Genomic DNA, 25904 nt, shown 5'->3' with positions numbered 1-25904 from the left:
AGCAAGCCATGAACCAGTCCGATTTTGACACCACCTTCGAGAAAAAGTTGGACATTGAGTTAGAGGATGCGCGAGTCGTTTACATGGGCGATTTGGCTGATGGTAACGCCTTCGACCCCCGGTTGCTTCAAATCTTCAGTGTTGAATATGAGACCACCGTAGCCTTGAGCGACAAGCTTGTCGTTGCGACCATGGTCGTCGAAGTCGAGGTTGAAGTGGACTTGGAGTACGAAGACCGCAGCGAGGGTGGGTACGACAGCGAAGAGGGTGTTTGGCATGGTGCCCAAACTGCCACAACCGCACTGGCCGAGCCTGTTAAGGTGCTCGTTCTTGTTGAGATTGAGCGAAATAGCGGGAAGGTGCGGGCCGCCAAGCTTATCAAACGAGAGATCTATTTTTACCACTCGGTGTACGACTACCGGTAAGAGCCGCTTCAGTGATCCCACAGGGCGGCGTAGCACGTCACTTCTGAGATAGAGCTTCGCTTTTCGTTGAGTTGGATGCGGCAGTCGGATGCCAGTTTACATAGTACGCGCGGTAATGCAGCATATTGGTTCCAGTCCGAGCAGCGGGCACGCCATCGCCATATTCACATAGACCATGGAGCCGTCGGCGACTGGCAGAGTTCGCGCCATCTGATTGCGGACATTATTCGCGGTGTTGGCAACCCTGTGGACTTTCGGGGATGCGATGGTGAATTCGCCATCAGGCAGATCGTGAACGCATGGAATGGCTTTTCCGCCTGAACCGCTCAACCAACGCCCGGATGCACTTGCGGGAAAATGGCTGCCGATTGTGTCGACACACCGTTACGGCATTGCGAAGCCATCAATCTTCGTCCTGACAAAACCGCATTGTAGATTTCCCGTTCGTTCTCTATCTCTCTTGCAGTGCCTTGCGGGGGATGAGCACATGGCAGAGCCCATAGATTTCGATAACTTACCGGAGAATCCGTTCCAGGCGTTCGTCATCCTCGTGGGGTTGTTCGATGAGCAGCTTGCCGAGGACATCCGAGGCAACGAGGAGGGTGACACCCGCCTCGCCCTTATCAGTCACATGAACAAGATTACCGGTGCCGCGAGGGCGCTGCATATCGAGGCGCTGAGAGATTGGGAGCTGCCCGACTACGACAACACGTACAACGTCCACCGCGAATTCGACCTTGCCACCAAGAGCATCGTCCTGCAAATCCAGATTCAGAAGGCCCGCATCGGTGCCATCTACTCGGTCGAGCTGGACGCTGCCACCAAGGCTCGCATCCACAACCTCGTCAATGAAATCCGCCAGTTGGTTGAAGCCGCCGACCTTGAAGTCGGCAAAAAGAACTCGCTATTTTCCAATCTCAACGCGTTCGACGCGGACGTTGACCGCGCGCGGACGCGGTTCGACAACGGGATGCTGATGGGCATCTCCATCGCCGACCTCATCAACAAAGGCGCCAACGCCTTGAAACCAGCCAACGAGCTGCTGAAGCGTATCAATGAGCTTCTTGGCGGTGCGAAGACCAAGGAAGCCGCCCCAGAGAAGCTGCCGTCCCCGGACGACATCAAACGCGTCGAAAAGCCAAGGAAGCAAATCCAGGACTTCAGGCGCGCAAGCCGAGAGCTGGACGACGAAATTCCATTCTGACGGCTTGCAGGCTGATTCCCCTCCAGCTCCTCGCTCCGGGCCTGCACCTGCGCTCGCATCTTCGCCTCGTCGCCGTTGTACACGTTGAAGGCTGCGAACAGCTTCATCACGTCCTCCTCCAGTTCGGTGCCGCGGTGGACGCTCGGCATCAGAACCTCAGAAAGAGATCGGAGCGCTGCCATCAGGGTTTCGCGATCGGCCGGAGCCATCTCGGGTTTCGCCGACAGATTCAGCCCCACGCTCCCCGCTACTGCCAGCGCCTGTTCCGTGGCGGTGATCCACGACTGCACTGACGCAAGTCCTCCACCAGCCGTTCCGCCAGCGCCACTGCCTCGCCCGCCGTAGCGGGCGGAGCGACGGTAATGAGGGCGCCAGGTTGCGAGCAAGTCAGCCTCGATACCGTCGCCGATGCCAGCTTAGGCTTGCCCGATGGTGAGGCCGACCTTACTCGCTTCCGACCTAAGCATCTTCATGAGGGAGGGATTTGGCAGTTCAGTGACCTCTACCAGCGTAAAGTCACCTCCATCCGAAGTGACACTCATCCGCTGGAATTTTTCTGTCATAATGCGATCGATAAAGCCCTGAATACGGGCAGGAGCATCTGGTCCATTGCCCTGTATGCCTAACGTGTAGGTCTGCGGAGAAATATTCCCAGCCTTGCCGAACCTAAAAGCTGCCGCGCGAGTGAACCCCTGCTCAGGCCTTTCGAGCGCGCTGACCCGGTTTAGAATTGCATCGAGCTGATTCTGAAAGATCTTCTCTGCAGGCGTGGCCGACTGTGCGAACTCCACTTTCCCGCGAGAAAATGTGACCGGGTTGTCCACCTCGTACCCATCGGCCAGCACTGCCTCAATAGCCATCTTGAGCGCGCCCTGAGCAAGCTCTAGGTCTTTAGGTCTTTTCCGGGAAAAGCTGAGTGTGCGGAATGACGCAATATCGAAGGGAATAGGCTGCTTTTCCAGGCGCACTGGATAATGGGCTTCTGGGTCATGTGCCGGATCCCGATTTCATAAAAGGCGTTCGGGTTCAGAGTTGTTAAATCAGCCACAACCAATTCAGCGTCCAGCAGGGCGGTGATGACCTGGGCATCAATGCGGCCTGGTTCTGCGATCTTGTCCGCCCGCTTCACCTCAAACTCAGGGAAATGCTCGGCAAAAACCGGTTCAACGATGCCCTCAAGGAACCAGTCCGCGTGAATTCTTTCGTCGCTATCATCGCCACCAATCGGCCCGACTACAAAGCAAAGCTTCTTCGCTTCTTTCTTGGCCATAATCCCCCCTGGTCACTATCCGCCGATGTCTACTGCCTGAGAGGTATCGTTGAGCAAACGACCTTCTTGTCAGCATCTGGCACGCCTGCCTCTTCCAAAAGCGCGACCGTCGCCTCCCGCAGTTGGTCAGGAAACTCGGTTGGGCCGATGATTATGCGATCGACTAGCTTGGGCAGCTCCGCACCAACAAATCCCTCCTCCGGGTAGTCCTTGAAAGGAATGCTGTATACGACTTGCGGCACCCCCCGTATTAGCTCGATGCTCTTCACGAGCTTGTGCTCTGTCGAAAACCGCGGGTCGAAAATGACGCGCCACTCGCGCTCCTCTTTGAAGCCGGGGTGCTTGGTGCAAAGAACCGCAAAACGGAATGCATTAAACAGCGAGTTGATAAGCGCTTGCCGGCCATTTGCCTTAAGCATGTCTTGGTGGGTTTTAATCCCATCCGTCACCCGATTGAATTGCGTTACGAACCCCCGCTCATCGAGATACGCTACCGGCGATGACACGGCGCCGAGAACCGTACTGGATGAATAGAACGCCTCTGGATTTAAGACCACAGCCACGCCAGAAGGCCCGCCGTAGGCTCGCCACATTGAGAGGCGTCCGAGATCGTCTTCATCGCTGTCATGCTCCGAGAGACAGCTTATGTAAGTTTCCCTTCCGAAAAGGGGAACCCAGCCCCTGAGAAGGTCGGCTATTTCCTGGGAAATGCCTTCAAACAGGCCATCGATAGTTTGCCGAAACCGATCGCCGTCAGGACTGTCCCAGGCGTTCGCTAAACAGCTGCTTCCGTGTTCGATTTCCATAAAGTCGTTCATCACCTTCGCGTTGCGAAGCCGCATTCTGTTGGACCTCACGATGTGAAAAGCGGTCTCGGCGCTGCAGTAATGAACAAAGCGAGATTTCTTCGTCATGGCGACCATGTACTGGTCGACGGCGTGAGGGTGGAAAATTCCGAAATTAAGAAGCTCTTCTGGCGTTATCCGCATATCAGTACCTGTCTGCGTCGGTGTCCGCTCTGGTGCCTCATTGCCGGATCGCACCCGGTAATCTTTCAGATCCTTACCGGGCTCGAAATGCCACCGGAAGGCCTCCTCTGCCTTTTTTTCCCACCCTGGCCCGTCCGGCCCTTCTTTTTGTGGGCAGTCCAGTACTTGAACTGCGGCACCGAACGCCGTGGTTTGGCGGTGTCATCGGCGGGGCCAGCTTGCTTGACTTTTAGCTCCGCAAGGTTCTTTTCACGCTCTGCTATCTGCTCAATTTCTGGACTGACTCTAAGCCGAAACAGTCGCATCCTTCATTCGGGGTGAGAGGGCGTGGGGAAAATCCAGCATCATATCGGTGCCGACCTGGCTGACCAGCGGCGCAAGAACGCCAAGAAGCGGCGGCGCGGCTTATGGCGGCTTGAGTATCTGTTTGCACGGTACCCGTAGCCGTGGTCGTCTCGCAGAACCCCGGCATCATCGGCGCGACGCCCAGCCTCATGCAGCTTACCGACGAAGTTGATGACGATACATCTCCAAACGCCTCTCTATTGTCCACGGGTGCGGGATGCACGATCAAGGGCAACATCAGCATCAACACCGGCGAGCACATCTACCATGTACCCGGACAGCAACACTACTCCGAGACAAAAATCAGCCCGCAGTATGGTGAGCGATGGTTCTGCAGCGAAGCAGAGGCGCGGGCGGCCGGATGGCGCCGAGCAAAGCGATAGTAATAAATTCGGATTTCTCCGCGACCGCCAAATTTTGAAACGACGACCAGCCATCACAGGTTGCGATGCTCATCTTCTCCCGACGTACGCTGCAATCCGTCATTGATACGGTCTCTGGTCACACACCGGATTCGCAGTTGCGTTCCCTTATCAACGCGGTGGAGAAACCGAACAAGAACGGGATACCTGGAGTCTGGGAGCTTTACCTTTTGGCCGGCCATATTCTGGCGCACAACGCCAAGGTTGAGCCAACGCTCGCCAACGGGAAGAAGCCTGATATCTTGCTGCCAGAGCATCTTATCTATGCCGACGTAAAGGCGATTTCTGATGATCAAGCTCACCACGACTATCCGATTGAATTCTTTATTGAAACTTTTTCGGATCAGATATTGCGCCGCTTGCCGGTGATGGGGAATTTTCAAGTTGATTTCGGATCACGCAAGGCTTCGATAGATGGCCAATTGGTGTCAGTCCCTGTGCTGCCACCGAAAGCAGATATTGCTCAGATCACAAAACAGATTGCCTTGGACCTGAGACTGCAGGGCGGCGATTTTAAACGCCCTTTCGAATATTTGATCGTTTTCGACGGCGTGCCGACCAAAATATCGTTCACGCCTGGCCGCCATGACTTTCCGACGCTTGGTTGGAATTCGGCGCATTTCACGACACATCGCAGACACGATCGCGAGGTCGATTCTGTTGCAAAAAGCGCTCTCGACGGTGCTCGACCGCAGTTGGAGTCATCACCGGAAGGGTCCCTCAGAGGTGTTTACCTTTGCGATGGCGGCACGGAGCTCTGGACAAAAGGGGCAGCACATAAAACTTTCCCGATACATGACATAGTACGCCGCTATATCGCTTCGTCGTCGTGGCTCGACTTCGTCGTGCTCTTTTCCGTGGAGCAGGAGCGAGATCCGACAGATCGGATGGCACCGTCTCTGCGATCACGACGGGCGACGTACAGGGTCAGCCATAGCGTCATGGCTCGCGATGAGGCAATTCGTGACAAAGTCGATCGCCTAGTACGGGAAGCGTTAGCCAAGCTGGATTCCCCGCTCCAGAATATTGAGAGTGCTTACCTCAATCGCATGAACACAGCGACAAGTATTGGCTTTCGAGGAGGCTGGACGACTATGGGAGACGACAAGTTTCGCATCCCCGCGCGATCGCTCGGCGAAATACTCGCTGGCGGCAACGCTCGATCGATTTTGGACGGCGACGAGGACCGTCTTTGGATCTCAGAGAGGCTGGCACAATGCCACCGCGATGGAAGGATGATCGTCAAGACCGAGCTGGTGAGCGGCCGACCAAGTGACGACGATTGGATCGACATCACATTCGGACCCAAAGATGCAGCTGTCTCCCCACTTGAGTTGCCAGCAAGCAAAAAGAAGGATCCTAGCTAAAACGTCTCGATAGCGTCCCGGCGTGTAGTGATGGCTGACAACGACCGACCGAAACCACCCGATGAGCACCTGATAGAGTTTCTTGACGGGCTGCGACCATTCGCAGCAACGTTCTGCATATGTGTTGCTGGGGAGTAGAGATCGCCGGTCTTGTTGAACTCACCACGATGGACCTCCTCCAATAGTGAAGGACTTCTTAGCGGAGGAGCCCTGACTTAGGGCGTATCGGTGCGGACAGCTCATTGGCGTAACCGAAATTGTACTCGCGCCGCCAAAAGTAAATGAAGAGCTAAACCAGAAAATCTACGAAGAAACTGGTCACGAGGCGTTTCGAGATGCTGCCATCCGCGCTCCATTGAATGAACGTCACTTTGAGCGCGCTCGCCAACAATTCGCTGAACTGCGGCGGACATCCCTGAGTCCTGAATCTCTTTCGCTATGGCGAGAGATCTACCGGGATTGACGCCCAGTGAAACCAAGACTGCCGCAGCGGCGTCTTGACCGACTGCCCGCCGGCTGTCTGTTCGACATCGTTTCATAGCGACCACCAAGCCAGCGCCAGCACGACGCCCGCGGCGAGGGTGAAGGCGAGGAAATGTATCATGCGGCATCGTCCGGCCTTCCGCCCGGCAAGACCGTGAGCCGCGGTTTGGCTTTGCCGGGCAGGATCCCCACGCCTATCGTGCCTGCGACTAGATGCTGCAGGCGCGGGATATGCGAGATGTCAGCGACGGCGGTGAAGGAGCGCGCGCACATACTCCGATTCTTATCGCTTGGGAGGCCCAAAGCGCATGACGCCTAACAGGAATGTCATTAGCGGTTGAAACGAGTTGGATCTGAACACGGCACGCCGGCCCTCCTCCGACTTGAACTCCACATTCGGATGTCAATTAAGATTATCCGATGGGAAATTCTGTGAACCCAGCCTCCTGCGCGAGCGCGCGCAATTTGGCTGGAGGAGCCAGACAAAAAGTTCGAAAAGCTTCCATAGAACCCCAGTCGATGGTCAATTGTAGAACCGTCTGACTGTCCTCCTAGGGGTCGACAGCGGTCAGTCCGCTTATGGGAGCGGATGGCGGAAGGCTGCGGTTCGGCTCTCGACCGCATTGCCGCCGCTCCTGCGCTCCGGTAGGACTGCTTTTAGCCCTTAGCGGACTTGTGTCTCGGCTTTCCTGGTAAGCCTGCACCGCGGGTGGCCAGTGGATGCCGCAAGCTGCCAATCCGCCTTAATTTCGTAACTCCGACTCAGTCGCTTTCTACAACGTAGTGCTTCCTAATCTCTTTTTCTTCGTAGAGATCATCACTAACCATCGCCACGATGATGGCGGCGACGGCAAAGCACAGATCAACGTCGGCCTTAGCAATCGGCTCTGTTTTCGTGTTGTGAGCGATAGCGTTTCTGAGTTTTTCGCACTTGTCGAAACCGTTCTTAACGTCTCCCCATATCTTCACTTTATCGAGGCCGCCGACAGATGGTGGCATGTTCGCCTTTATGATCGCCTGCAGTTTCTGCATCAGTCGGATGTCAGGTTTGATCCGCTGATCGTCGGATTGCCCCTTGTTGAGTTTCTCACGCTCCGATTCAACGAAGCTGTCGAGTGCCGAAAAATATGAGAAAAATGCCTGCTTGAGCTTTCCCTCTTCCTCGAACGCGAAACCTTCGGCAATCGCTTCCGCAGCATATCCGATACGACTGCTTTCTCCGGAGTAGGAGGCCACGATGAAATTGAAGCGCACATCCATGTTCATTTCCATGGAAGTACCAGACAAGCTTCCCCTGACCAGTGCTCGGCACCCAAAGCGGTCTGCCATCTGGAGTTCCAAGGCAAGCTTCCCTGTGCTTTCAGAAGTTGCTTTCGGTAGCTCATATTCGGGATCATCGTGCGGGTCATCGTCAACGAAGTACCCATAGTCGTCCAGTATCAAACTATGGATGAAAATCGCTTCGTCCGAGAGATCGAACTCGTGCCAGACTGGGTAGTCCTTATCGGTTCCCCCGTCGTACGGGATGAAATCGAAGTCGGGAAGGAGTTCAGTGGTCCTATAGACGCGCTTGACCTCGGAGGCCTCCAATTTAAGGCAAACACTGAGCTTGTCCTGGCTCAACGCCTCCGTCAGCTTACTCATGAATTCGACCTCGAATCTTGCAGAGCATTCATATCCAGATTCTGCAGATCACGTCGTCTGCGTGAGTACAACCATCAATGACTGAAACCCATGGGGGATTTATGACCACTTCCGCCGGCCAAAAACCAAGCTTGATGGACTTTGCTCGCGCAAAAACTTTGTTGGCGGCTCGACTTCGCAAACTCGAAGCGACCGGCACGAGTGGATTTGAAGGTCTCATGCGAGACGTCCTGTCAGAAACCACAGGTCAGCTGTTCAGGTTGGCCAAATCAGGCCCGCAGGCAGGATCCGATGTCCGGACGATCGAGCACAATACATTTCGCCTCGGTCTGGAAGCCAAAAGATATGGCGCGAAAACACGGCTTAGCCTTGATCAGATGAAGGCAAAGGTCGTCGACTCCGCTCTTCAAAGCGACCCTGTCGATCTATGGATACTGGCTGCCTCGCGGGAGATCCCGGTCACCGATATCGAAGCGCTCCGAGACATCGGAAACCGCCTGGGAGTAGCTGTGCTGGTCCTCGATTGGCCAAGCCACAAAGACTCGCTTCCCGACTTGGCGGTCCTTTGCCTTGAAGCGCCAGTCGCCATGGCGCGCCACTTTGGGAACGACCGATCTCTGCGGGACGTGGTCAGAGCAATTGGATCCCACCCGGATTTCGCAAAGTCTCGCGAGAGGGTCCGCCAAAGGCTGCTGGACGCCGATATCGGATATGCGGCAGCTGTGAGCGCCATGAAGACCTGGATTGAGGTTGGTTTGTCCAATCCCATGAACGCGGCATCACGTCTTGGCGGGAGCTTTAACAATCTGCATGACCCTGCCGTGAGGAAAGTCTTACGGCCATCGCTGAACGAACAGCTCGACAAATGGCTCATCAGCGGTCGACCTGCGGTTCTGCTCGGCGATGAAGGCATGGGGAAAACTGGTCCTTCTTGTCCTGGTGGGCAGCGAATTCCGCAGACGGCCGTAATCTGCCTCTGTCGGTTTTCGTCTCGGCCAATGACGTCCGGGACGACAACGCCGAGGAGCTGCTGGCCAAGGTTCTAGCCAGACGGCTCGGCCATGGCGATGCGACGTTCTGGCTACGCAGAGTTGGGCTCTGGCAGCGCGCCGATTTCGCCGGTCAGCAGTTCATTCTGGTCGTCGATGGACTGAACCAGAATTGGCGAAAACGCGATTGGTCGGATTTCCTGCAACCGCTCTACGACGAGCGCTGGAAAGGTCGCTTTGCCGTTCTGACAGCTGCTGGCCAGACCATTGGGCCGATCTGCACAGGCTGGCGCCGTTGGCTCCCCGTCCGGATGAAATTCGTGTTGGTCCCTTCAGCAACGACGAGCTGAAAGCGCTGTTGAAGTTGCACGCGGTGGAGGGTGAGGCGTTTGGAGATCGGATGCTGGATCTTATGAAGGTGCCGCGTCTCTCCCAGTTGGCTATCGAACGGCGTGAGGCCCTCGCGCCAACAGGCGACATAACGCCCGAGCGGCTCGCATACGAAGATTGGAAGCACAGGGTAGGTCGGCGCGGAGCAGCGCTGGCGATTTCCGATGAGGAATTCCGAGATTTCATCCGCGATCTCGGCAGCGGCGTGAAGGTTTCGCTCGATGACGCAATGTTCACCCGCGTTGATCTGGTTACCAAACTGGGCCGGGAGAGCGGCAAGGGCCAGGACGACCTTCGCGAAACCGTGGCGGAGCTGATCGCCGGGCGTTGGCTGGAAGCAGGTGACGGTCCTCATCGGTTTAAACTCCGCAAGGAGCTTACGCCTTTCGTGCTCGGCCTAATATTGGCGGCTGAACTGAGAGGCCTGGGCGATGAAGGCGAGGCCGCTGCCATCATCGCCACGTTCGTAGATCCCTACAAGGGGCAACGGCTCGGCGTTTCGATCCTGCGAGCGACAGCAACAATCGCGCTCCTGGACGGGCTTGTCGGCCGGCCTGCTCGGCGTGCCATCGTTCATCGGTGGGTAGCCGAACAAAACTTCTCTCAGGTGGACTATGATGCTTTCTGGCGTTTGATCGGCCTGGATTTTGAACTTTTTTGCCAGATTGCTGAGGAGACCTGGCTCGCCCGGTCCGGCAACAGATCGATGGATGAAATCCTTATCAAGGGACTGGCACGAGCCCATTCCTTCGCAGAGATCGCGCCACGCCTCGTCAGGCAGGTGACGATCTGGCTGGGATGGCTCTGGGCAGACCCAGACGACGGACGCTTCCTTGGTAAGATTGATCCGAACTCCGAGCGATCGGTCACAAATCGCAAGCGAACTCATGACAACCTGAAACGATGGAATGACTCGCCGATATCGTCGACCTGCCCGACCGTTGAACTGGTGGCCACGGGCGACGTGAGTTGGCTCGCTCACCGGGTGTTCGGGATTCTTTCGTTCCTGCCGCTGCAGGCATTCACTGACGCGTTCCTGGCCTGGGCAATCAGCCGGGCAATCATGGCCACCGCCAATCATTTCGAGGAGCTGGCCTGGGTCTTGCGCCTGGGCGGCGGCAAATCTGGCGATTTTCATGCCGCGCTGCTGAAAGCCGTGGACGAACTGACCGCAACAGGTGATGACATTGCGCTAACTGGCGGGCAATGGCTTCTGGAGGCTTTTGGAGACGCTGTCGCCGGGACGCACTTGGCTGCGTTAGTAAAGGACAAATCACCTACACTATTTGCAGACCGCGCGGATACCCAAAGTCCGCTTGATCCGAACGCATGCGTAGCGAACCATGATGCCAAGTTCGCAGGCGACCAGCTTTGGCTGCTCGGGCGCCAGTCGAGTGATGACGACAATCGTTTTGAGCGCCTAAAAGCTATGTTGGCCCGCACAGACCCAAATCTCCTGCAACAAATCGTTCGCTTGGCGGCCCTGAGCGCCCCGGGGCGAAACGAACTCGAATTGCAACGTCTTGTGGCCGAGGCCAACCGACTTTCGCTACTGTATAGACAGGAGGAGAGACTTCTAATCGCCGATGCCATCAAGGATTTGATCGACGCCTCGGCCATCGCCAAGGACGATGATCTTCCTTGGTGGCGAGCACGCGAGCTGGAATTGCGTCTTTGGGACCTCGAACCGGAACAACTGCTGGATAGAGTGCTCGACGATTGTCTGAAGCTGCCGATCCTCGCCAGGATCGAGAAGGTGCTGCTGCGTTGTGGACAATCAGCCATACGATCGCGCCTTTCCAGATTCCCGCTAACCGGTCCTCGCGATGACGTGCTCAGCGGGCTTCTGCTCCTGGGCGCCATAGCTGATGAAGAGGCTCTGGATGGTTGGTCAGATTTGGCGCCACTTGTCAGCAGCGTGGACGCAGAAATACGCGGCGCCGCTTTCGAACTGGCACCAGAGACACGCGACACTCAGGTGCTGCAGGCGATCGCCGATAGCGGATGGAAAGCTGCGGAAGCGAACAACCTCAAAGACCGCTGCCGGGGATCATTGGCGTTGCTGGCTGCAAGCGAGATTCTGCAACGCCCGGAACTGATGGAAGAGGCGGATCCCGAAATCTGGGCCGTCATGCTTCAACGAAATCCTGAAGACCCGGTCGCGCTGCAAAAATATCATGACTTCGTTCGCGGTGCCTTCGATAGGCTGGATCAAAAGGGAGGCTCCTGGTCCTACCCGAGATATTGGGCAAACCACGACCTGCCGATGACCATCTTGATTGCGAAGCAAGGGGCGAGCCTCGTGGCCTGGTTGAACGCTTGGCTCGACGAGCGTAACCACATTTCGAACGTTGATACGCTCGATGAATTTCCTCTCATTGCCCTGTGTGAGGGACTCATTCGATCCTTGCCCGCGGCTGGCATCCCGTTGTGGCGGAAGTTGAATGACGCAAGGGACCGAGGCATCATAAAGAACCCTCGGATAACCCTGTTGCCAGTTGAGGCGCCAGCATGCGCTGCCGGAGATGAAGGACGCCGGGAGGCTCTTGACCTCTGCACGACTGACAATGTGTTGCTTGACATGGCGAGGGCCGCCATCCAGCACGGCCAATCGAGCTGGCTTGAGGCCACCATCCGAGATGACGAGGCCAGTGGCGATGCGGCCCGGATCGCGCGGGCTTATACGCTCCTGGGTTTCTGCGATCTGACACCCGCATTCGAAAAGATATGGACCGAGTTCGAGGCGAGGAAGCCACGAACAGGCTGGCTGGCCGAGGTTTACGCGACTGGCAGTGATCACTATCGTCGAAACAGATGGGCGCGCGAGTGGTATCGACGCTACCTACACGCCGCTGATCAAGCGACCGCATTTGCCGCCCACGAAGTTCTCGCGAAGACGATCGACGGGCGAGGCAACCTTTGGATCAAGGGTAAGGATATTGAGCTGCTCACGACTCCGGTCGGGCGACACTGGGACACGAACCTGACCGTGCTGAACCAAGCCATCAAGAGCAGAAGCGAAACCCTTCAGGATAGGCTTTATGGCGCGAGAATCATGAGGCAAACCCAATCGCCTTGGCTCTGACGGGGATTCGACACCGAGCAAACCTGTTGGCAATGCGAATTCGAAGCGCTTGAACCAGCCGAGTATGTAAGTTGGGTTTCCGCGCAAGCTCGGTGATTAGATAAAAAGCAACCTTCTCGGCGGCGTCGCCCGAGATCGTGTCCCAGGGAGTGGTGTAGCTGACGGCTTGGTCGCCGCGCTCTCCGGGATGGGGCCGGGCTGATCAGCGTGCCACGGCTGGCAGGCTGATCAGACGGATCATCGCTCATTTGGCTGATGGTTTCCAGCGTCATGTATCTGGCGCGCTGCACGGCCCATTCGTCGTTCTGTTCGAGCAGGATCGCGCCAACCAGGCGGACGATGGCGTCGTCATTTGGGAAGATGCCGACGACCTCGGTGCGCCGCTTGATCTCGCCGTTGAGGCGCTCGATCGGGTTGGTCGAGTGCAGCTTGGCGCGGTGCTCCTTGGGGAAAGTCATGTAGGCAAGCACGTCGGGCTCGGCGTCGTCCATGATTGTCGCCAGCTTCGGCACCTTCGGCCGGATCTGGTCGGCAACGGCGCGCCATTGCGTGCTAGCAGCCCCGGGCGTTTCCTGGGCGAAGGCGGTGGCGATGAAAGCGGAGACGACGCGGCGCCCGCTCTTGCCGGCATGGGCCAGCACGTTCCTCATGAAGTGGACGCGGCACCTCTACCATGTCGCGCACAGCACCTTGGTGACGGCCGCCTTGATGCCTTCATGGGCATGGGAGACGACGAGCTTGACGCCGCGCAGGCCACGGCGGGTCAGCTTGCGCAGGAACTCCGTCCAGATCGGCTCGGCCTCAGACGTGCCGACCTCCATGCCCAGAACCTCTCTCGGGCTTTCGCCCGATCATGCGGGAAACCTTCTCGATGGCATGATCGACTATCTCGAACAGTTGTTGAGTGTCCCCAGAAGGTATCTTTCGGAGAGATATCTTGTCCGAGAGCGGGGTAAGGAGACCTACCAGCCAATTTGTCCGGCTGAGCTCGATTGCCATAAAGCATGTGTTCGTTATCCGCGTAACGGACTGCACCGATGGATTGGCGGTCATGGATATCCTCCTGTCTTTCGCCGAGAGAGGGAGCAAAGCTGCCCCAGCCGCAGGCCCCCTGCATAGGATCTACTTCCAGTACCTTTGCGGCGAGGAATTCTTCTGCCACGCGCTGCCGTTCGATCGCTCGTCGATGACGCGCTGGCGCGGCCGCATGGGCGAGGAGCGGATCATGGCGCTGTTGCAGGAGAGCCTCAGCCTTGCGGTCAAGACCGGGGCGATGAAGCCGGCCGACACGCGCCAGGTGATCGTCGACACCACCGTGCAGCCGAAGAACGTCATGTTCCCGACCGACGCCAAGCTCATTCACCGGGCGCGTGAACGGCTGGTGCGGCTGGCCAGGAAGACGGGGCTCAATTTGCGCCAGAGCTATGTGCGGGTCGGCAAGCTGGCGCTGATCAAGCACCAGCGCTATGCCCACGCCAAGCAGTTCAAGCGGGCCAACAAGGCGCTGCGCAGGCTCAAGACCTATCTCGGCCGGACCATTCGCGACATCGGTCGCCAGATTGCCGGCGATGCGGGGCTGGACGCGCTCTTCAAATGGCCGCTCTACCAGGCCGCCACCGTTCTCGAGCAGCGTCAGCGTCAGCGCGGCCGCAAGATCTACAGCCTGCACGCGCACGAGGTGGAATGCATCGGCAAGGGCAAGGCGCACATGCCCTACGAGTTCGGCGTCAAGGCCTCGGTGGCCACCACGCTGAAGCGCTCCAAGGGCGGCCAATTCGCCCTGCATGCAAAAGCACTGCCCGGCAATCCCTATGACGGCCACACGCTGGCAAGCGTCATCCCCGATATCGAAGAGACCATCGGCAACGAGATCGGCCGCATCCTTGCCGACGCCGGCTATCGCGGCCACAACGCACCCCAGAGCCACAGGTTCAGGGTCGTCACCAGCGGCCAGAAACGCCGCGTCACCCCGGCAATCAAACGCCAGATGCGGCGGCGGTCGGCGGTCGAGCCGGTGATCGGCCACATCAAGGCCGAGCACCGCATGGGCCGCAACTACCTCGCCGGCCAGCAGGGCGACGCCGTCAACGCCATCCTGGCCGCCGCCGGCTACAACTTCTCCCTCCTGCTCAGGTGGCTGAAGGGTTTTTTGTCGCTCTTGATCGCTCTCTTCCAACTCCGGCCCAAGCCGGTCGCCGCTTAGGGGCTGGATTGTTCACGGTCGACTATCTGTTCGGCCGGTCAGACCGCCAAATTCGGTTCATTCAGAATTGGATGGGTACCGACCAAAATGAATCCCTAATCGACCGACTTCACAGAAAACGAAGCGATCTCCGGCCCTGACGAGCGAGTTTCGGCGTTGTCCGGGTGCTCCTGGATGAAAGATCGGGCTTCGCGCCTCATTTGGACAACGCCGCCAGGTAACCGTTTCCCTGAAACCTGCCCTTCATTCAGATTTGCAACATCAACGACTACCGGCTTCCTAGACCTACTTGGAGCCAATCGGAGGACAGCCGTGTCGGCGCCAGCCCGACCGCAAATTGCGGCCGACCCCATGGCAAACGTTGATTAGCCAATGAACTTGATCCACAGGCGCTTGAACCATGCGACGATGGCCCTGAGCCCCTTCGGCTGGGCGCCGCGCTTGAGCAGACGGTCATGGACGCGGCCCGCTTCGATCTGCGCGCGAGACATCTTGCCGGCCCATTGGATGCGGCCGCTTTTAATGATGTAGTGCGAGCCACAAGGGAAGTCGTGATTGCCGATCGACGGCCATATCGAGGCTCCCTCGTCTTCCATAATGAGGTCATATTCAGTCGGAACGAGCGGTGTTGAAACCTCCTCGCCGCACCCACACGCGCAATTATGCAGCGCGACGTGGCATTCGCGCGACACGTAAAGGACACCGTCTTCCAGTTGTTCCGGAATGTCTTCGACGAAGACCGTTGTAAGACAATCCACCCGAGCCATCATGTCACCCGGTTTGTGATATTGTTGCCCTCGATCATGTATGTCGCGTTCCTTTCGTTGCGCTCATCACGATAGAAGGTCAGCCAGCGTTTCCAGCGCATGACCGCCATAATCGCGTTCAAAGAATTGAGTTCGGCGATCTGGATTTCGGTTCCGTACACATCGGCCTCTTCGTCGTCGTCACCGAACGACAGATGGGTAGCCACTTCCGCCCACGGCATGCCAGGGGCAATAAACGTTGCCCTTGCGCAACCGTCGAGCGTGTTGTCGTCCAGCCCTATACCTATGCCAGTGTCGACGAATGCAATGCCCAGGCGAACCAGCCCTTCGGCAATCACGCGCCGCGACGATCCCTTATCAACGCAGACAAATACGAAGTCATAGGCTGAAAATTCGTCAATGTTGTCAGCCGTCACTCGAGTGGTGTGCGGCTTCACGCCCTTGTGCATGCGCGCGTAGAGCGCAGCGTAATAATCTACCTTGCGGGGGAAATTCTTCGCTAGCACCAGTTCGGGAGCACCAGGCGAACGGAAAAGATTGTGGTTGAGAAGCTGGTCGTCATCGTAGATGTGGATCTCGGCAACACGGGTCTTGGCGGCGAGGTCGAGCAGATAGGCACCGGTTCCGCCGAGGCCGATGATCGCGATGCTGCCCCTGAGTTTGCGGTTGGCGGCGAGGATTCCGTAGCGGACTGACGCAGAATCGGGAATCGCGAAGGGACTATCGTCCTCCGCACTGGCCAACGTGACGCCTGTACGCGCGTTGGCGGTCTTGTCGTGAGACCGCGCAGCAGCACCGAGGTGAGACTCATAGGTGACAACCTTGTCGTAAATGTTGGCATACTGGCCGGTGCCTTCTGGCTTCGACGAGAAATAATGGTGGACCTTGATGTCCGACCCCACAGTCGCTTCCTGACTATTATGGATGATATTTGTCATTGGCGTGCCATCGCGATGGCAAGGCGTCTCGCCGGCGAACCACATGGTGTGGTCCGTCAGTGGAGTCGAGGTCAGGCCTTCCGTATCCAGCGACAGAGTGCAGACAAGTGTGCCTCGACCAAGCGACATGTCCCGCTTCACATAGGGCACGCTGTGAACGAGGAGGACGAGGTCGCGCATCTCAAGCTCAAACCCCTCGTCCAGCAGTTGCTTCAGATGTGGATCACGACTTATCAGATCGGCGGACATTGAAGACCATCCCATTCTTGACTTCGATCTTTTCGCCCTCCACCAGATCACCTTCCGCGCCGTGTACACCTTTCAGGTAAGTTATCGTGTACTTGAATTTCTCGAAGTCGGCGTCAGGGTAGGCGAGAAGTGCAACCTCACGATAGCTGAGCTTTTTCTTGGGCACCGTACGCGGTCGCCCGTTGACTTTGATGACCACCGTCTTCGCTTCGCGGCTGCGGATGCGCTCGACTCCCTGTCCGCCCAGAGTCACCTCGCCATCAGCGGGAATGACCGCGTCGCCGGCGCTGTCCAGGATTAGCTCGAGTTCCTCATCGATGCTGGCGTAACGGTAGATGTCAGCTGCGGAGAGTTTGGCCGCCCCCCATTCCCAGCCGCGCTCGTTGACGGTGAGGGAGAAGGTCCGATCACCTTCGAATGAAAGGAACTCAGGCTGCGGCATCTGTCGCAGGTCGGTCGGCTCCTCAAGCCCGATCGAACGCGTCGACCCGTCCGCAATCTGGATGAGAATATAACCGCTAGCTGGATTGAGCCCGCCGATGGTGCGGACCTCGCGACCTGAGATTATGGCGTCATTGGTGGCGATCACGCGACCATCCAGCTTATATGTAAAGTTCGTTACGTCAGGCATTGAACCCTCCTTGTTTCTCATTCTGCACAAATCATATATGGAGTTTTTAGCCAATGTCTAGCTATTAATTGGCTAGTTAATGGTTGTTTTTTGATTGACAGGTATGGACTTTATAGCTACATGGAGAGTGCTGGTTAGGGAGAAGCGCCTGTGAAGCGTACGATGACGCTTAATTTGTCGGACGCAGAAATGAGCGTCCTTGAAACCATGTGTGAAGAAAAAGGGTTGTCTAAAACCGCACTCGTTCGCCAAGCGCTGCGGCTCTACAAATCAGTCGATGATCGACTGGCGCGGGGCGAAAAGGTGTTCGTCGAAAGCGCGGATAAATCAGAAAAAGTAGAGCTTATGGTTCTATGAAAGGGCTGATCGATCGAGTCTTTCTCAAAAATCGTGCCACAGGCCTGTACGAAGATGCACACCTGTATCATGGCTTGGACAGCACGAATCTCGCGCATATCGAAGGACGCTGGCGACCTCTTTTTGAGTTGCGTCGGAGGGAGGCTAAGGCTTCCCTTCAGACGTTAGCAGAGGTCAATGCTGAAGACGCCCATTGGGAATGGGGCAAGAAGGCGCTGGTTGCGCTGAACGACCCCTTCCTGTTCGATTTCTTCGTGCTTGAATGTGGTGGCAGTACCCAAGCCATCATGATGACGCGCAAAGGCGGTCAGGATTGCTTCAGTCGCCACCCCGAGCATCAGCGAGCGCCGCTGATCTACGTGGAGTTTTTGGCGACGGCTCCATGGAACCGACTAAAGTTGGTTGCTGACCCGACTTACAAGGGCGCGGGCCGTGTGCTCATCGGTACGGCCGTCAGCTTGAGCCTAGAAGAGGAATTTGGTGGCCGAATTGGTCTGCATTCTCTTCGTGGCGCAGAAGTTTTCTACCGGGATGCGATCGGAATGACGGATTTCGGAACGGATAGCGAAGGAGTACATAAAGGACTTAGATACTTCGAGCTTTCCAGCAGGGATGCTGCGACTTTCCTATCCGTGCAACACTAACAAGAGGAGTCGACCATGAAATTACATTTCACTGCCGATTGGCTGCGCAGCCATATCGAACATGATCCGGATGTCGATTGCGACGTGGGGCTCCCGCTCCGCGACGCAGCTCCGCTTGAGCGTCTTATGCAGGAGAAGTCTCGTCATCAAGCAACTGCGGGGCAGCCTAATTCGGCTGCCCCCGAACAGAAATCTGCTGTGTTGTTTAAGTTGGTGCATCAGCTTCGACGCAAGGACGGTTTAAGCATTGCGCAGTTGGCTGCCAAAATTCGTGTTGATGCGGCGGAATTGGAGCAGGTGGAGAAGGATCCCAACTATGTTCCAGGCCCGCGTACCGTTCATCAGCTAGCCGAGTTTATTGGGGTTTCAGCACGTGCTGTAGGACTGCTGACTGCGGCGGCGTCCGCGCAGAATGACAATCTCACCGAAGCGGTGCATCGTTTTGCTGCGAGTTCAGACGACCTATCGAAACTAAGCCAGGCTGAAAGGCGCGACCTCAACGATTTCGTTAAGGTACTGGCGTCAATCGATAAGAAGAATGGATGACCATGTCTGCGATTGAGCCGATAATCGGGAACTTTGAGCGCCGAGATATCCATGAGCACATATCACGTTTGCTACGTGATCTCGGCAATCCAGAGCCCCCATTAAGGCTCGAGCAGGTGCGCGCGCTGCAAAAGCTTGACCTTACCTATTATAGCAAGGCGAACTTGAGCCTATTAGATGAGATCGCCCACAGGGCGCGAATGGCTGGGAACGAGATCACCAGCACGGCTAAGCGCATGGTCGATGTAGTCCAGCAATATGGCCTTCGTGGTATCCTAATGTTGAAGGAAGGCGACAAAAGAATCTTCATCGATGACGAGGTAGCCGAGCTAAAGCGACGCTTCCTCATCGCACATGAAATTACACATGACCTTCTACCGTGGCATCGCTCCCTGCTTCTGGGCGACAACGAGTCCACGCTGAACCCAACATTCCATCAGGCAATGGAAGCAGAAGCTAACTATGGCGGACGCCATCTCTTGTTTCTGGGAGGAAGGTTTCGACCGGAAGCGCTGGACTGCTCATTGGAATGGAAGAGTATCGAGCAGCTTCGCAAGCGCTATGGGAACACACTTACAACAACACTTTGGCAAATGGTTTGTGAACGCGACCCGGAGTTTCCTGCCTTCGGCGTTGTCAGTCGGCATCCGTATCACAGAGATATTTGCGAGAAGGCAGGGAATGACAATGTGGCATATTTTCCAAGATCGATAGCTTTAGCTGAGCACTTTCCCGGAATCACCACCACAGTTGCCTATTCCGCGATCTGCGATCACGCAACGAACCGCAAACGGGGTCCAGTAGGCGAAGGCGAAAGCATCTTTTATGATGCGAACGGCGAACCCCATGTATTCTGGTTGCACAGCTTCTCAAACACCTACGATCTGCTCACTTACTGCATCTACAAGAAGAAACACCAGCGCATTTTCCCTGTCGGCTTTAGGGCAGCCTAGGCACAGGCAGACGGTTATCTCAACGGCAGCTTGCCCATACTGTAAGCACACCACCGCTGTTTCGCTTGCGGCATATTTCTTGGCGGACGTCGCTTATTGTCGGCGCGACATTGGTATGACCTCGCCGAGCTGGCCGGACGGCCCCTCACCGCGGGTCGGCGCCACGAGCTTCAGCTTCACGACGCGAGCAGGCTCTTGCGAGAGCCAGCCCGGAGGAAGGTCCATCCGGTGAAGACCGCAGACGTGCGCATCCGGCAGCCAGGAGAACCTGTGCACCGGAGTGCTGGGGTCAAGCTTACTTGGAGGAAGTGCAGCCAAGCTCTCAACATCATGAGCGAACAACGGCAGATCGTGCCGAAGCTCTTCCTTGGACAGCCCCCGTCATCCACCACGGTCCGAAATACATCAGCCAGTAACGTAGGTTGCTGCAGCGGCCAAACGTCATCGTAGGGCTCGGATCCTGAGTAGCCCTTGGCGCTGTAGCTACGATAAAGGCGGGTCGCTCCCTCGGCATCGACAATGCAGAGGCGTTGGAGACGCATGATCTGAGCCTTGATGGACACGCGCCAGCGAACCTTCAGCCGCTCCAGCTCCCAAAGCGAGGCACTAGTGACCTCAGCCGAGAACTGACTCGCCGGCAGAAGCAACGCTGAAGCGAACCGATGAGCTTGGTCTTGGATCAGCTTGAAATTCTCGACAAGCTCATCCTCGGACACTGCACGGTGCAGCAAGAGGTGGGCCAACTCGTGCGCGGCATCAAAATTGTCTTCGCGCGAATGACTGCGCTAGAAATACGTGTGGGCGACGATCAGATCCCCACCTGCTTAGCCCATACAACTGTGTGGTTTCCATTGGTTCGCTCGCCACGACGACGCCGATCTGCTCCAGCAGAGCAACTACGTTGGGGTCGGTCGCAATCCGATTCCCCAGTGCTCTCGCGCTGTTTGGGCAATGCCCTCCAGATCCTCATCCCCAGGCTTCGGTAGCCTAAGCCGTTGAGTAAATCTGGCAGGTCGACTTCAGGGAGAAACGCATAATGGCCGGCAACTGCCGTAATGTCTTCAAGCCAGCGGTTGACCGGATAATCCTTGGTCACAGCCACGCCCTGTACGGTGCGGCCCTCGTCCAGCAGCAACCGCAACGCCCCCAGTCGCCGCCCTCCGGCGACGACTTCGAACTTGGCTCCCTTCGGGGCCTTGCGGGTCAAAAGGTTATGGATGAGGCCATGGGCCTCGATGCTGGCGGCCAGTTCGGCCCTACCTGCGGGCGGGATAGTGATAACAGCGGTATTCATGGACTTGCTCGTGTTGATTTCAGCGATTGACCTGATGGGTTCAGGTCCCCTGAACCCCTGCCTCGCGGCGAGTAGCGGGGAGCGAGGGGGGGGGCAAGTCCCGGGGGCGGAGGGGTCTCCCCGGTCTGCACCTAGCGAAGCGGAGGAAGATGGGGGAACCCGCCCGCGGCGGCTTGCTGGGGAGAGAGGGCCGCGCGCCTCTCTTCCCGCTACATAGGAGAGGTGCCGCTAGGCACATCCATGTCGGCGCAGCCGTGCCGCGAAGCGGCCCAAGAAAGAAGAGCGTACAAAACGGAAGCACCTAAATGCCCGCCAGCGGGACCAAGTCAGATCGGTGCAGGAGAAAGACCGTGGCCCTGAGACCGGCTCAACAGGGCGGCCGTAGGAGCATCAGCAACGCGCCGCCGTCAGGCGGGATGCGGAACGGACGGCCCCCCGGCGAAGGGCGCCGTTCTCTTTGAGCTGCGACCCTGGTGAGCGCCTTCGTGCCTAAAGCTGTGCCGTCGGGCTAAGCTTCAGCTTCAGATCGTTCTGAAAAGCCGAACATGGTTCGTCGAGTAACCCTTGAGGGAAGGATCCTTGTCGGGTTCCCTGTTTTTCGACAAAATCGCCCTGCAGAATTTATATTGCGTGATTTGGCGGCATCGCACTGCTGGGTGTCCGCCTTATAGCAAGCGTGGACCAAAACGGCTCCCACGTAATCATGCTCGACGTTGTTGGAAGAAAGGTGGGTCTGAATGTCTTGGAGAATGGCAACTCCATGGGACATCCCATCTGCTCCGGAGTAGGTCATTACGAGTTGACCGGGTCGTTCAAAGCCGCTTACCGAGCCGCTCCCTGCAACGTTCTCGTAGGTGCCAGACAAATCCGGGGCCGACGTGAATGTCACCTTGAAGGGGTGCCCCAGGCCGACGGGGGTGACATCCGTAAAGTCGGGACCGTAGTACACCGAGAGATCACGCAGTATGGAGATGATAACCCGATTGCGGCTTTCAAGTGTCCTCGCATCCCCCGAGGGCGCCACCTGATCTCTCGGGCAACCTTGTTCGGCGCCGCAGTTATTGAGGCGGCCGGCTTGGAAGCAGTTCCTTATGGCCCTCATGCATAAACCAGAGCACCCGTTTGAGGTGACTGCGAAGGGCCTTACGGGCGCGGATTGGCTCTTTGACCGGATCGATACCCAGTACATCCAGCGCCATCTCCTCTTCGCTGGCACTGTCGGCGCAAGCGTCCATGAGCTTCAAATAGAGCTGGAAATGCTTGTCATCATATGCGGTTAGGCTTTCCGACCAGGGGACTTCCGTTGCAATGGTTGGATCAGGCGTTGGGCGCGATCTGCTTTTCATCCATGTCTCGCTTTGGCGATGAACCAGGCCCCCGTTCCAATTCAGAATATCTCCATCTAGCGCACTTTCAACCGTTCTCGGCCTTCTTCGGACAGTGCCCAATCGTTGCATATGGTCGTGGGTTCCAAATTGGCGCGCGGCTGCTCGCGACCAATACATCCTCAACTTGGCGAGGCGATGTAACGCCCGGCTGAACCAGAATGGCGCGGGTATTGAGCATCGCCGATTGGATCGAACCTTCTTTTAGCTTCGCGATAATCTTGTCTGGCTGCTTGCAAGCGTCCATCATGCCGCCGTACATACGCTTAAGGATCTCGCCCATCACCGTACGAGCAGCAAACATTTCCAAAATCGATCTTGCAACTTGAGGCTTTGCGTTACTGCATAGCTGCATTGCACAAAATGTGTTTGCGCATTGCACAACTTTTAGCCATTAAGCTTTACAGCTGATGCATGCGATGGTTTCCTCCCATTCCATGGTATCAGCTGTTCCCCTCTGAAGGTTTTGACTTTACACCTAAAGGGCCTCGGTTTTCCGATGCCCTTTTTTTTGGCGGTCGCCACGTCGTTAATGGAACGCGGCTCGATCGCCGGTTCAGCCATCAGGCTTTGGAACCCGTTCTGCCCGGCCGACCCCTCCCGACAACAGTCTGACCTTCGCCAGCCTTCTACGGGCAAGCGTTCGCGCCAAAAGTTCAAAGCCGCGTCCGTAACATTCGACGATGAAAGCCAATGTCATCAGGTCGAGCAGAAACTCGTCGATCGCATGTGTGAGCGCATCAGACTTTTGTCCGAACTGAAGGAGCAGGGCGCGCGCGTCTTCGATCGCGGCCTGGCAATCGTCTGCATCTATCAGGGAACTGATCCTGTCAAAGATCTGCAAGCGTCCTCACTTTTCGGAAGCCGCACTCAGCATCGAACGCCGCTGATGAGTGAGTTTCCAACAAAAGAACAGGGTAACGTTTCGCGAAAAATCGCTCGCAGCGCGTCGAACGAGCATGATGCCTCAAATGACATGTGAATTCCGGCTCACCAACATGTCGTCGAAGGCGAGTGAGCCGGCCCATGTCTGCGTCCCGGCCGCCAGACCACTGGTCAGGAGGAACTGTGGCCACATCGTCGGAGACAAATGGGTCCATCTATTCTTCCAGCCGCCACGGTTCAGCCTAGATTACATGCGAAACGACAATAACGGAAAGCAAAGGTTCGCAAAATGAGTAGGGTGGCTGGATCAAACGAAGATTTGGCTGCACCAACGACCTTTGGGCCACTTCTGCAGCCGACCTTTCGTTCGATCTGGCTCGCGACGCAGGTTTCAAGCCTCGGCTGGTTGATGCAGACTGTTGCCATCAGCTGGCTGATGGCAACGATCTCGACTTCCGATCTGATGGTTGCGCTGGTGCAGGCTTCATCGAACCTGCCCGCTTTCGTCCTGTCCGTTTTTGCCGGAGCTCTCGCCGACAATTTCAGCCGGCGCAGGGTGATGTTCGCCGGTCGGTGCCTTATGGTGATTGCGTCCGCGATGCTGACCGCGTCTGTAGCGCTGGGCTTTGTCAGTCCGTGGATGATCCTCGGCTTCAGCTTTTTGATCGCAAGCGGCGGTGCTCTCAATGATCCGGCCTGGCAAGCGTCGGTTGGCGATATCGTGGATCGACGAGATGTTCCCGCTGCCGTAACCCTGCTTTCTGTTGGCTTCAACACCGTCCGGACCGTGGGTCCGGCGCTCGGCGGCATTGTGGTTGCCTCTTTTGGCCTCATGGCGGCATTTGCGGTGACCACGCTCACCTATTTCGTACCTTTGGCCACTATTTGGCGCTGCAAGTGGAAGGTTCGCTCGTCCCCTCTTCCACGCGAGTCGATGAGGACGGCGATCTATGACGGGCTGCGCTTCACGGCGATGTCATCGGAAATCAAAGCGGCGATCGCGCGCGGAACCCTCTTTGGCCTGGCGAGCATCGCCATACTCGCGCTGCTGCCGGTGGTTGTCCGCGACCAGCTGGGAGGAGGCCCGCTCGCCTATGGCGCGCTCATGGCCGGCTTCGGGACCGGTGCCGTCTTCGCCGGCCTCTCCAACAGCCTGTTCAGACGGAGCTTGTCGCAGGAGCGGCTGATGAGGCTCTCCTGCGTCGCCTGCGCGGCGTGCTCACTTTCCCTGGCACTGACCTCTTCGATCGGGGTGGCGGCAATTGCACTCGCTTTGGGCGGCGCGGGCTGGGTCACCGCCTGGTCAGGGGTCGGTGTGAGCGTGCAGCTGGCGAGCCCGCGCTGGGTCGTGGGGCGCACCATCTCGATCTACTATGCTTTGATAGACGGCGGCATCGCGCTCGGTAGCTGGGTGTGGGGCACGGTGGCCGAAAACCATTCGTTGACCTGGGCGCTAGAGGGTTCCGCTGGAGCCCTGTTGATCGTCGCTGCAGCCGGCGTTCTCTTTCCGCTTCGGGAGCGCCGCGACTCCGAGCCCGATCCCTTGGAGGAATTCGATGCCCCAGCTGTCTCTCTCAATTTGAAGCCGAGGAGCGGCCCGATCGTGGTCAAGATCGAATACCTGATAGCCGAGAGAAATCTCGAGGCCTTCCTCGACCTCATGCGGCAGCGGCGCCATGTACACAGCCGCGTCGGTGCCCGGAACTGGACGCTCCAGCGGAACTTGCAGAAGCCTATGCATTGGACAGAAACGTTTCGCACGCCGACCTGGACGGACTACCTTCGCCTCAATCATCGTCTGACGGAAGCTGGACGAGCGCGCTGATCCGGGCCAACGCTATCTTGAGGTTGGCATTTTGTCCCGCCAGCTCGCTGAGACGATCACGTTCGGCGGCGACCACATCCGGACTGGCGTTGGCAACGATGCACCCGCGCGGAGCGTGCTGTTGCTGGAAGCAGGAAGGCATGATCGGCCAAAGCCGGGAGAGGTGCTGCCGGCAGTAGCGAATGGGCTGCTGCGTCAGCTTGGTGTCTGGACGCCGTTCGCCGAGGCCGGCTTCGTTGAAAATCGTGCGCTTGTTTCGGTGTGGGCCAATGAAGTTCCCAGCGAGCGGCACGGCATGTTTTCCGCTCAAGGTGCCGGCTGGCAGCTCGACCGGACGCGATTCGACCGGCTGATGGTGCAGGCGGCCAAGGCGGCAGGTGTGGACACGCGGTTTGGCTCGGCCGTGGGTTCGGCAGTGCGCGACGATCAAGGCTGGCTGCTCAAGCTGGCCGATGAAGCTATCGTTGCCCGCGCCGTGGTTTGGGCGACCGGTCGCAGTTGGAGGCTGGCGCGATGTTTCGGCGCCAAGCTCACCATGCACGGACATCTTGCCGCCTACACACGCTTTTTCGACCGCGCACCGGGCGATTGCAGCATGGTCGTCAAGGCGCGTC

Annotated in this window: 23 protein-coding genes and 3 pseudogenes; 13 read left to right on the top strand and 13 right to left on the bottom strand. The window is 57.4% G+C overall.

Annotation, left to right across the window (positions count from 1 at the left end; translation table 11 throughout):
• Positions 1-8 precede the first annotated feature (8 nt).
• Together NKH38_RS27005 and NKH38_RS27000 are read left to right on the top strand one after the other, a co-directional pair.
• Positions 9-425, top strand: a complete 417-nt coding sequence (locus tag NKH38_RS27005; protein WP_081731044.1) for a hypothetical protein — start codon at positions 9-11, stop codon at positions 423-425.
• Between the two features lie 487 nt (positions 426-912).
• Entirely contained in the window at positions 913-1629 is a 717-nt protein-coding gene (locus NKH38_RS27000; RefSeq protein WP_023697161.1) for a hypothetical protein, read from the top strand.
• A 416-nt stretch (positions 1630-2045) separates the two neighbouring features.
• Here NKH38_RS27000 and NKH38_RS26995 read toward each other — a convergent pair whose 3' ends face one another.
• The 3 genes from NKH38_RS26995 to NKH38_RS26985 are packed head-to-tail and all read right to left on the bottom strand — an operon-like array spanning position 2046 to position 3888.
• Positions 2046-2489 (bottom strand): hypothetical protein, encoded by a 444-nt coding sequence (locus NKH38_RS26995; protein ID WP_023697162.1) that lies wholly within the window; start codon positions 2487-2489, stop codon positions 2046-2048.
• Positions 2490-2512: 23 nt separating this feature from the next.
• Positions 2513-2899 (bottom strand): hypothetical protein, encoded by a 387-nt coding sequence (locus NKH38_RS26990; protein ID WP_023697163.1) that lies wholly within the window; start codon positions 2897-2899, stop codon positions 2513-2515.
• A gap of 29 nt (positions 2900-2928) precedes the next feature.
• Positions 2929-3888, bottom strand: coding sequence for a DUF2971 domain-containing protein (locus NKH38_RS26985; RefSeq protein ID WP_352904605.1), 960 nt, complete (start codon positions 3886-3888; stop codon positions 2929-2931).
• Positions 3889-4334: 446 nt separating this feature from the next.
• Here NKH38_RS26985 and NKH38_RS26980 point away from each other — a divergent pair, with 446 nt between their 5' ends.
• Together NKH38_RS26980 and NKH38_RS26975 are read left to right on the top strand one after the other, a co-directional pair.
• A complete protein-coding gene (locus NKH38_RS26980; protein WP_023833143.1) occupies positions 4335-4616 on the top strand; it encodes a sunset domain-containing protein in 282 nt (93 codons plus the stop codon).
• Between the two features lie 65 nt (positions 4617-4681).
• On the top strand, positions 4682-6022 hold the full coding sequence (locus NKH38_RS26975; protein WP_023697166.1) for a hypothetical protein: 1341 nt from the start codon (positions 4682-4684) through the stop codon (positions 6020-6022).
• Positions 6023-7267: 1245 nt separating this feature from the next.
• On the opposite strand, the gene NKH38_RS26970 is transcribed toward NKH38_RS26975, so the two are convergent.
• Complete coding sequence (locus tag NKH38_RS26970; protein WP_352764149.1) at positions 7268-8149, bottom strand: hypothetical protein; 882 nt, start codon at positions 8147-8149, stop codon at positions 7268-7270.
• Positions 8150-9080: 931 nt separating this feature from the next.
• Between NKH38_RS26970 and NKH38_RS26965 the strand changes: the two genes are divergently transcribed.
• Positions 9081-9488: a hypothetical protein gene (locus NKH38_RS26965; RefSeq protein ID WP_352764147.1), complete on the top strand. Its 408-nt coding sequence runs from the start codon at positions 9081-9083 to the stop codon at positions 9486-9488.
• A 50-nt stretch (positions 9489-9538) separates the two neighbouring features.
• Entirely contained in the window at positions 9539-12613 is a 3075-nt protein-coding gene (locus NKH38_RS26960; RefSeq protein WP_352764145.1) for a hypothetical protein, read from the top strand.
• A gap of 202 nt (positions 12614-12815) precedes the next feature.
• Here NKH38_RS26960 and NKH38_RS26955 read toward each other — a convergent pair.
• A pseudogene (locus NKH38_RS26955) lies at positions 12816-13449 on the bottom strand (IS256 family transposase); the annotation flags it as partial.
• A gap of 287 nt (positions 13450-13736) precedes the next feature.
• Here NKH38_RS26955 and NKH38_RS26950 point away from each other — a divergent pair.
• Positions 13737-14816 (top strand): annotated as a pseudogene (locus NKH38_RS26950) (IS5 family transposase); the annotation flags it as partial.
• Between the two features lie 365 nt (positions 14817-15181).
• On the opposite strand, the gene NKH38_RS26945 reads toward NKH38_RS26950, so the two are convergent.
• Genes NKH38_RS26945 through NKH38_RS26935 form a run of 3 tightly spaced genes read right to left on the bottom strand, consistent with a single transcriptional unit; the run spans position 15182 to position 17401 of the window.
• Complete coding sequence (locus NKH38_RS26945) at positions 15182-15586, bottom strand: ubiquitination-like system serine protease family protein (RefSeq protein ID WP_023697172.1); 405 nt, start codon at positions 15584-15586, stop codon at positions 15182-15184.
• Positions 15583-16770, bottom strand: a complete 1188-nt coding sequence (locus tag NKH38_RS26940) for a ThiF family adenylyltransferase (protein WP_023697173.1) — start codon at positions 16768-16770, stop codon at positions 15583-15585. The genes NKH38_RS26945 and NKH38_RS26940 overlap by 4 nt, the downstream gene beginning before the upstream one ends.
• Positions 16745-17401 (bottom strand): multiubiquitin domain-containing protein, encoded by a 657-nt coding sequence (locus NKH38_RS26935; RefSeq protein WP_032898264.1) that lies wholly within the window; start codon positions 17399-17401, stop codon positions 16745-16747. The genes NKH38_RS26940 and NKH38_RS26935 overlap by 26 nt, the downstream gene beginning before the upstream one ends.
• A 150-nt stretch (positions 17402-17551) precedes the next feature.
• Between NKH38_RS26935 and NKH38_RS26930 the strand changes: the two genes are divergently transcribed.
• Genes NKH38_RS26930 through NKH38_RS26915 form a run of 4 tightly spaced genes read left to right on the top strand, consistent with a single transcriptional unit; the run spans position 17552 to position 19901 of the window.
• On the top strand, positions 17552-17758 hold the full coding sequence (locus tag NKH38_RS26930) for a ribbon-helix-helix protein, CopG family (RefSeq protein ID WP_010913797.1): 207 nt from the start codon (positions 17552-17554) through the stop codon (positions 17756-17758).
• Positions 17755-18402, top strand: coding sequence for a hypothetical protein (locus tag NKH38_RS26925; protein ID WP_352764142.1), 648 nt, complete (start codon positions 17755-17757; stop codon positions 18400-18402). The genes NKH38_RS26930 and NKH38_RS26925 overlap by 4 nt, the downstream gene beginning before the upstream one ends.
• A 15-nt stretch (positions 18403-18417) precedes the next feature.
• Positions 18418-18948: a helix-turn-helix domain-containing protein gene (locus tag NKH38_RS26920; protein ID WP_023830723.1), complete on the top strand. Its 531-nt coding sequence runs from the start codon at positions 18418-18420 to the stop codon at positions 18946-18948.
• A gap of 2 nt (positions 18949-18950) precedes the next feature.
• Positions 18951-19901, top strand: a complete 951-nt coding sequence (locus NKH38_RS26915; RefSeq protein ID WP_245266069.1) for an ImmA/IrrE family metallo-endopeptidase — start codon at positions 18951-18953, stop codon at positions 19899-19901.
• A 176-nt stretch (positions 19902-20077) separates the two neighbouring features.
• On the opposite strand, the pseudogene NKH38_RS26910 reads toward NKH38_RS26915, so the two are convergent.
• From NKH38_RS26910 to NKH38_RS26895, 4 genes and pseudogenes are all read right to left on the bottom strand, one after another.
• A pseudogene (locus tag NKH38_RS26910) lies at positions 20078-20668 on the bottom strand (ImmA/IrrE family metallo-endopeptidase); the annotation flags it as partial.
• 41 nt (positions 20669-20709) lie between these two features.
• Positions 20710-21195: a ParB N-terminal domain-containing protein gene (locus NKH38_RS26905; protein ID WP_023697180.1), complete on the bottom strand. Its 486-nt coding sequence runs from the start codon at positions 21193-21195 to the stop codon at positions 20710-20712.
• Positions 21196-22253: 1058 nt separating this feature from the next.
• On the bottom strand, positions 22254-22541 hold the full coding sequence (locus NKH38_RS26900) for a hypothetical protein (RefSeq protein ID WP_081731045.1): 288 nt from the start codon (positions 22539-22541) through the stop codon (positions 22254-22256).
• A gap of 67 nt (positions 22542-22608) precedes the next feature.
• Positions 22609-22884 (bottom strand): hypothetical protein, encoded by a 276-nt coding sequence (locus tag NKH38_RS26895; protein WP_023829685.1) that lies wholly within the window; start codon positions 22882-22884, stop codon positions 22609-22611.
• A gap of 195 nt (positions 22885-23079) precedes the next feature.
• Here NKH38_RS26895 and NKH38_RS26890 point away from each other — a divergent pair, with 195 nt between their 5' ends.
• Together NKH38_RS26890 and NKH38_RS26885 are read left to right on the top strand one after the other, a co-directional pair.
• Positions 23080-23562 carry a hypothetical protein gene (locus NKH38_RS26890; RefSeq protein WP_084624820.1) on the top strand — a complete coding sequence of 161 codons (483 nt, stop codon included), beginning with the start codon at positions 23080-23082 and terminating at the stop codon, positions 23560-23562.
• 192 nt (positions 23563-23754) lie between these two features.
• Positions 23755-25290: an MFS transporter gene (locus NKH38_RS26885; protein ID WP_352764136.1), complete on the top strand. Its 1536-nt coding sequence runs from the start codon at positions 23755-23757 to the stop codon at positions 25288-25290.
• Here the strand turns inward: NKH38_RS26885 and NKH38_RS26880 are convergent.
• On the bottom strand, positions 25253-25837 hold the full coding sequence (locus tag NKH38_RS26880) for a hypothetical protein (protein ID WP_352764134.1): 585 nt from the start codon (positions 25835-25837) through the stop codon (positions 25253-25255). The genes NKH38_RS26885 and NKH38_RS26880 overlap by 38 nt on opposite strands.
• Positions 25838-25904 lie beyond the last annotated feature (67 nt).

This window comes from Mesorhizobium sp. M1078 (assembly GCF_040318615.1).
In the GTDB taxonomy this organism is placed as follows: Bacteria; Pseudomonadota; Alphaproteobacteria; order Rhizobiales; family Rhizobiaceae; genus Mesorhizobium.
The sequence above is the reverse complement of the archived record's forward strand: the minus strand, read 5'-3'. Positions and strand labels throughout refer to the sequence as shown.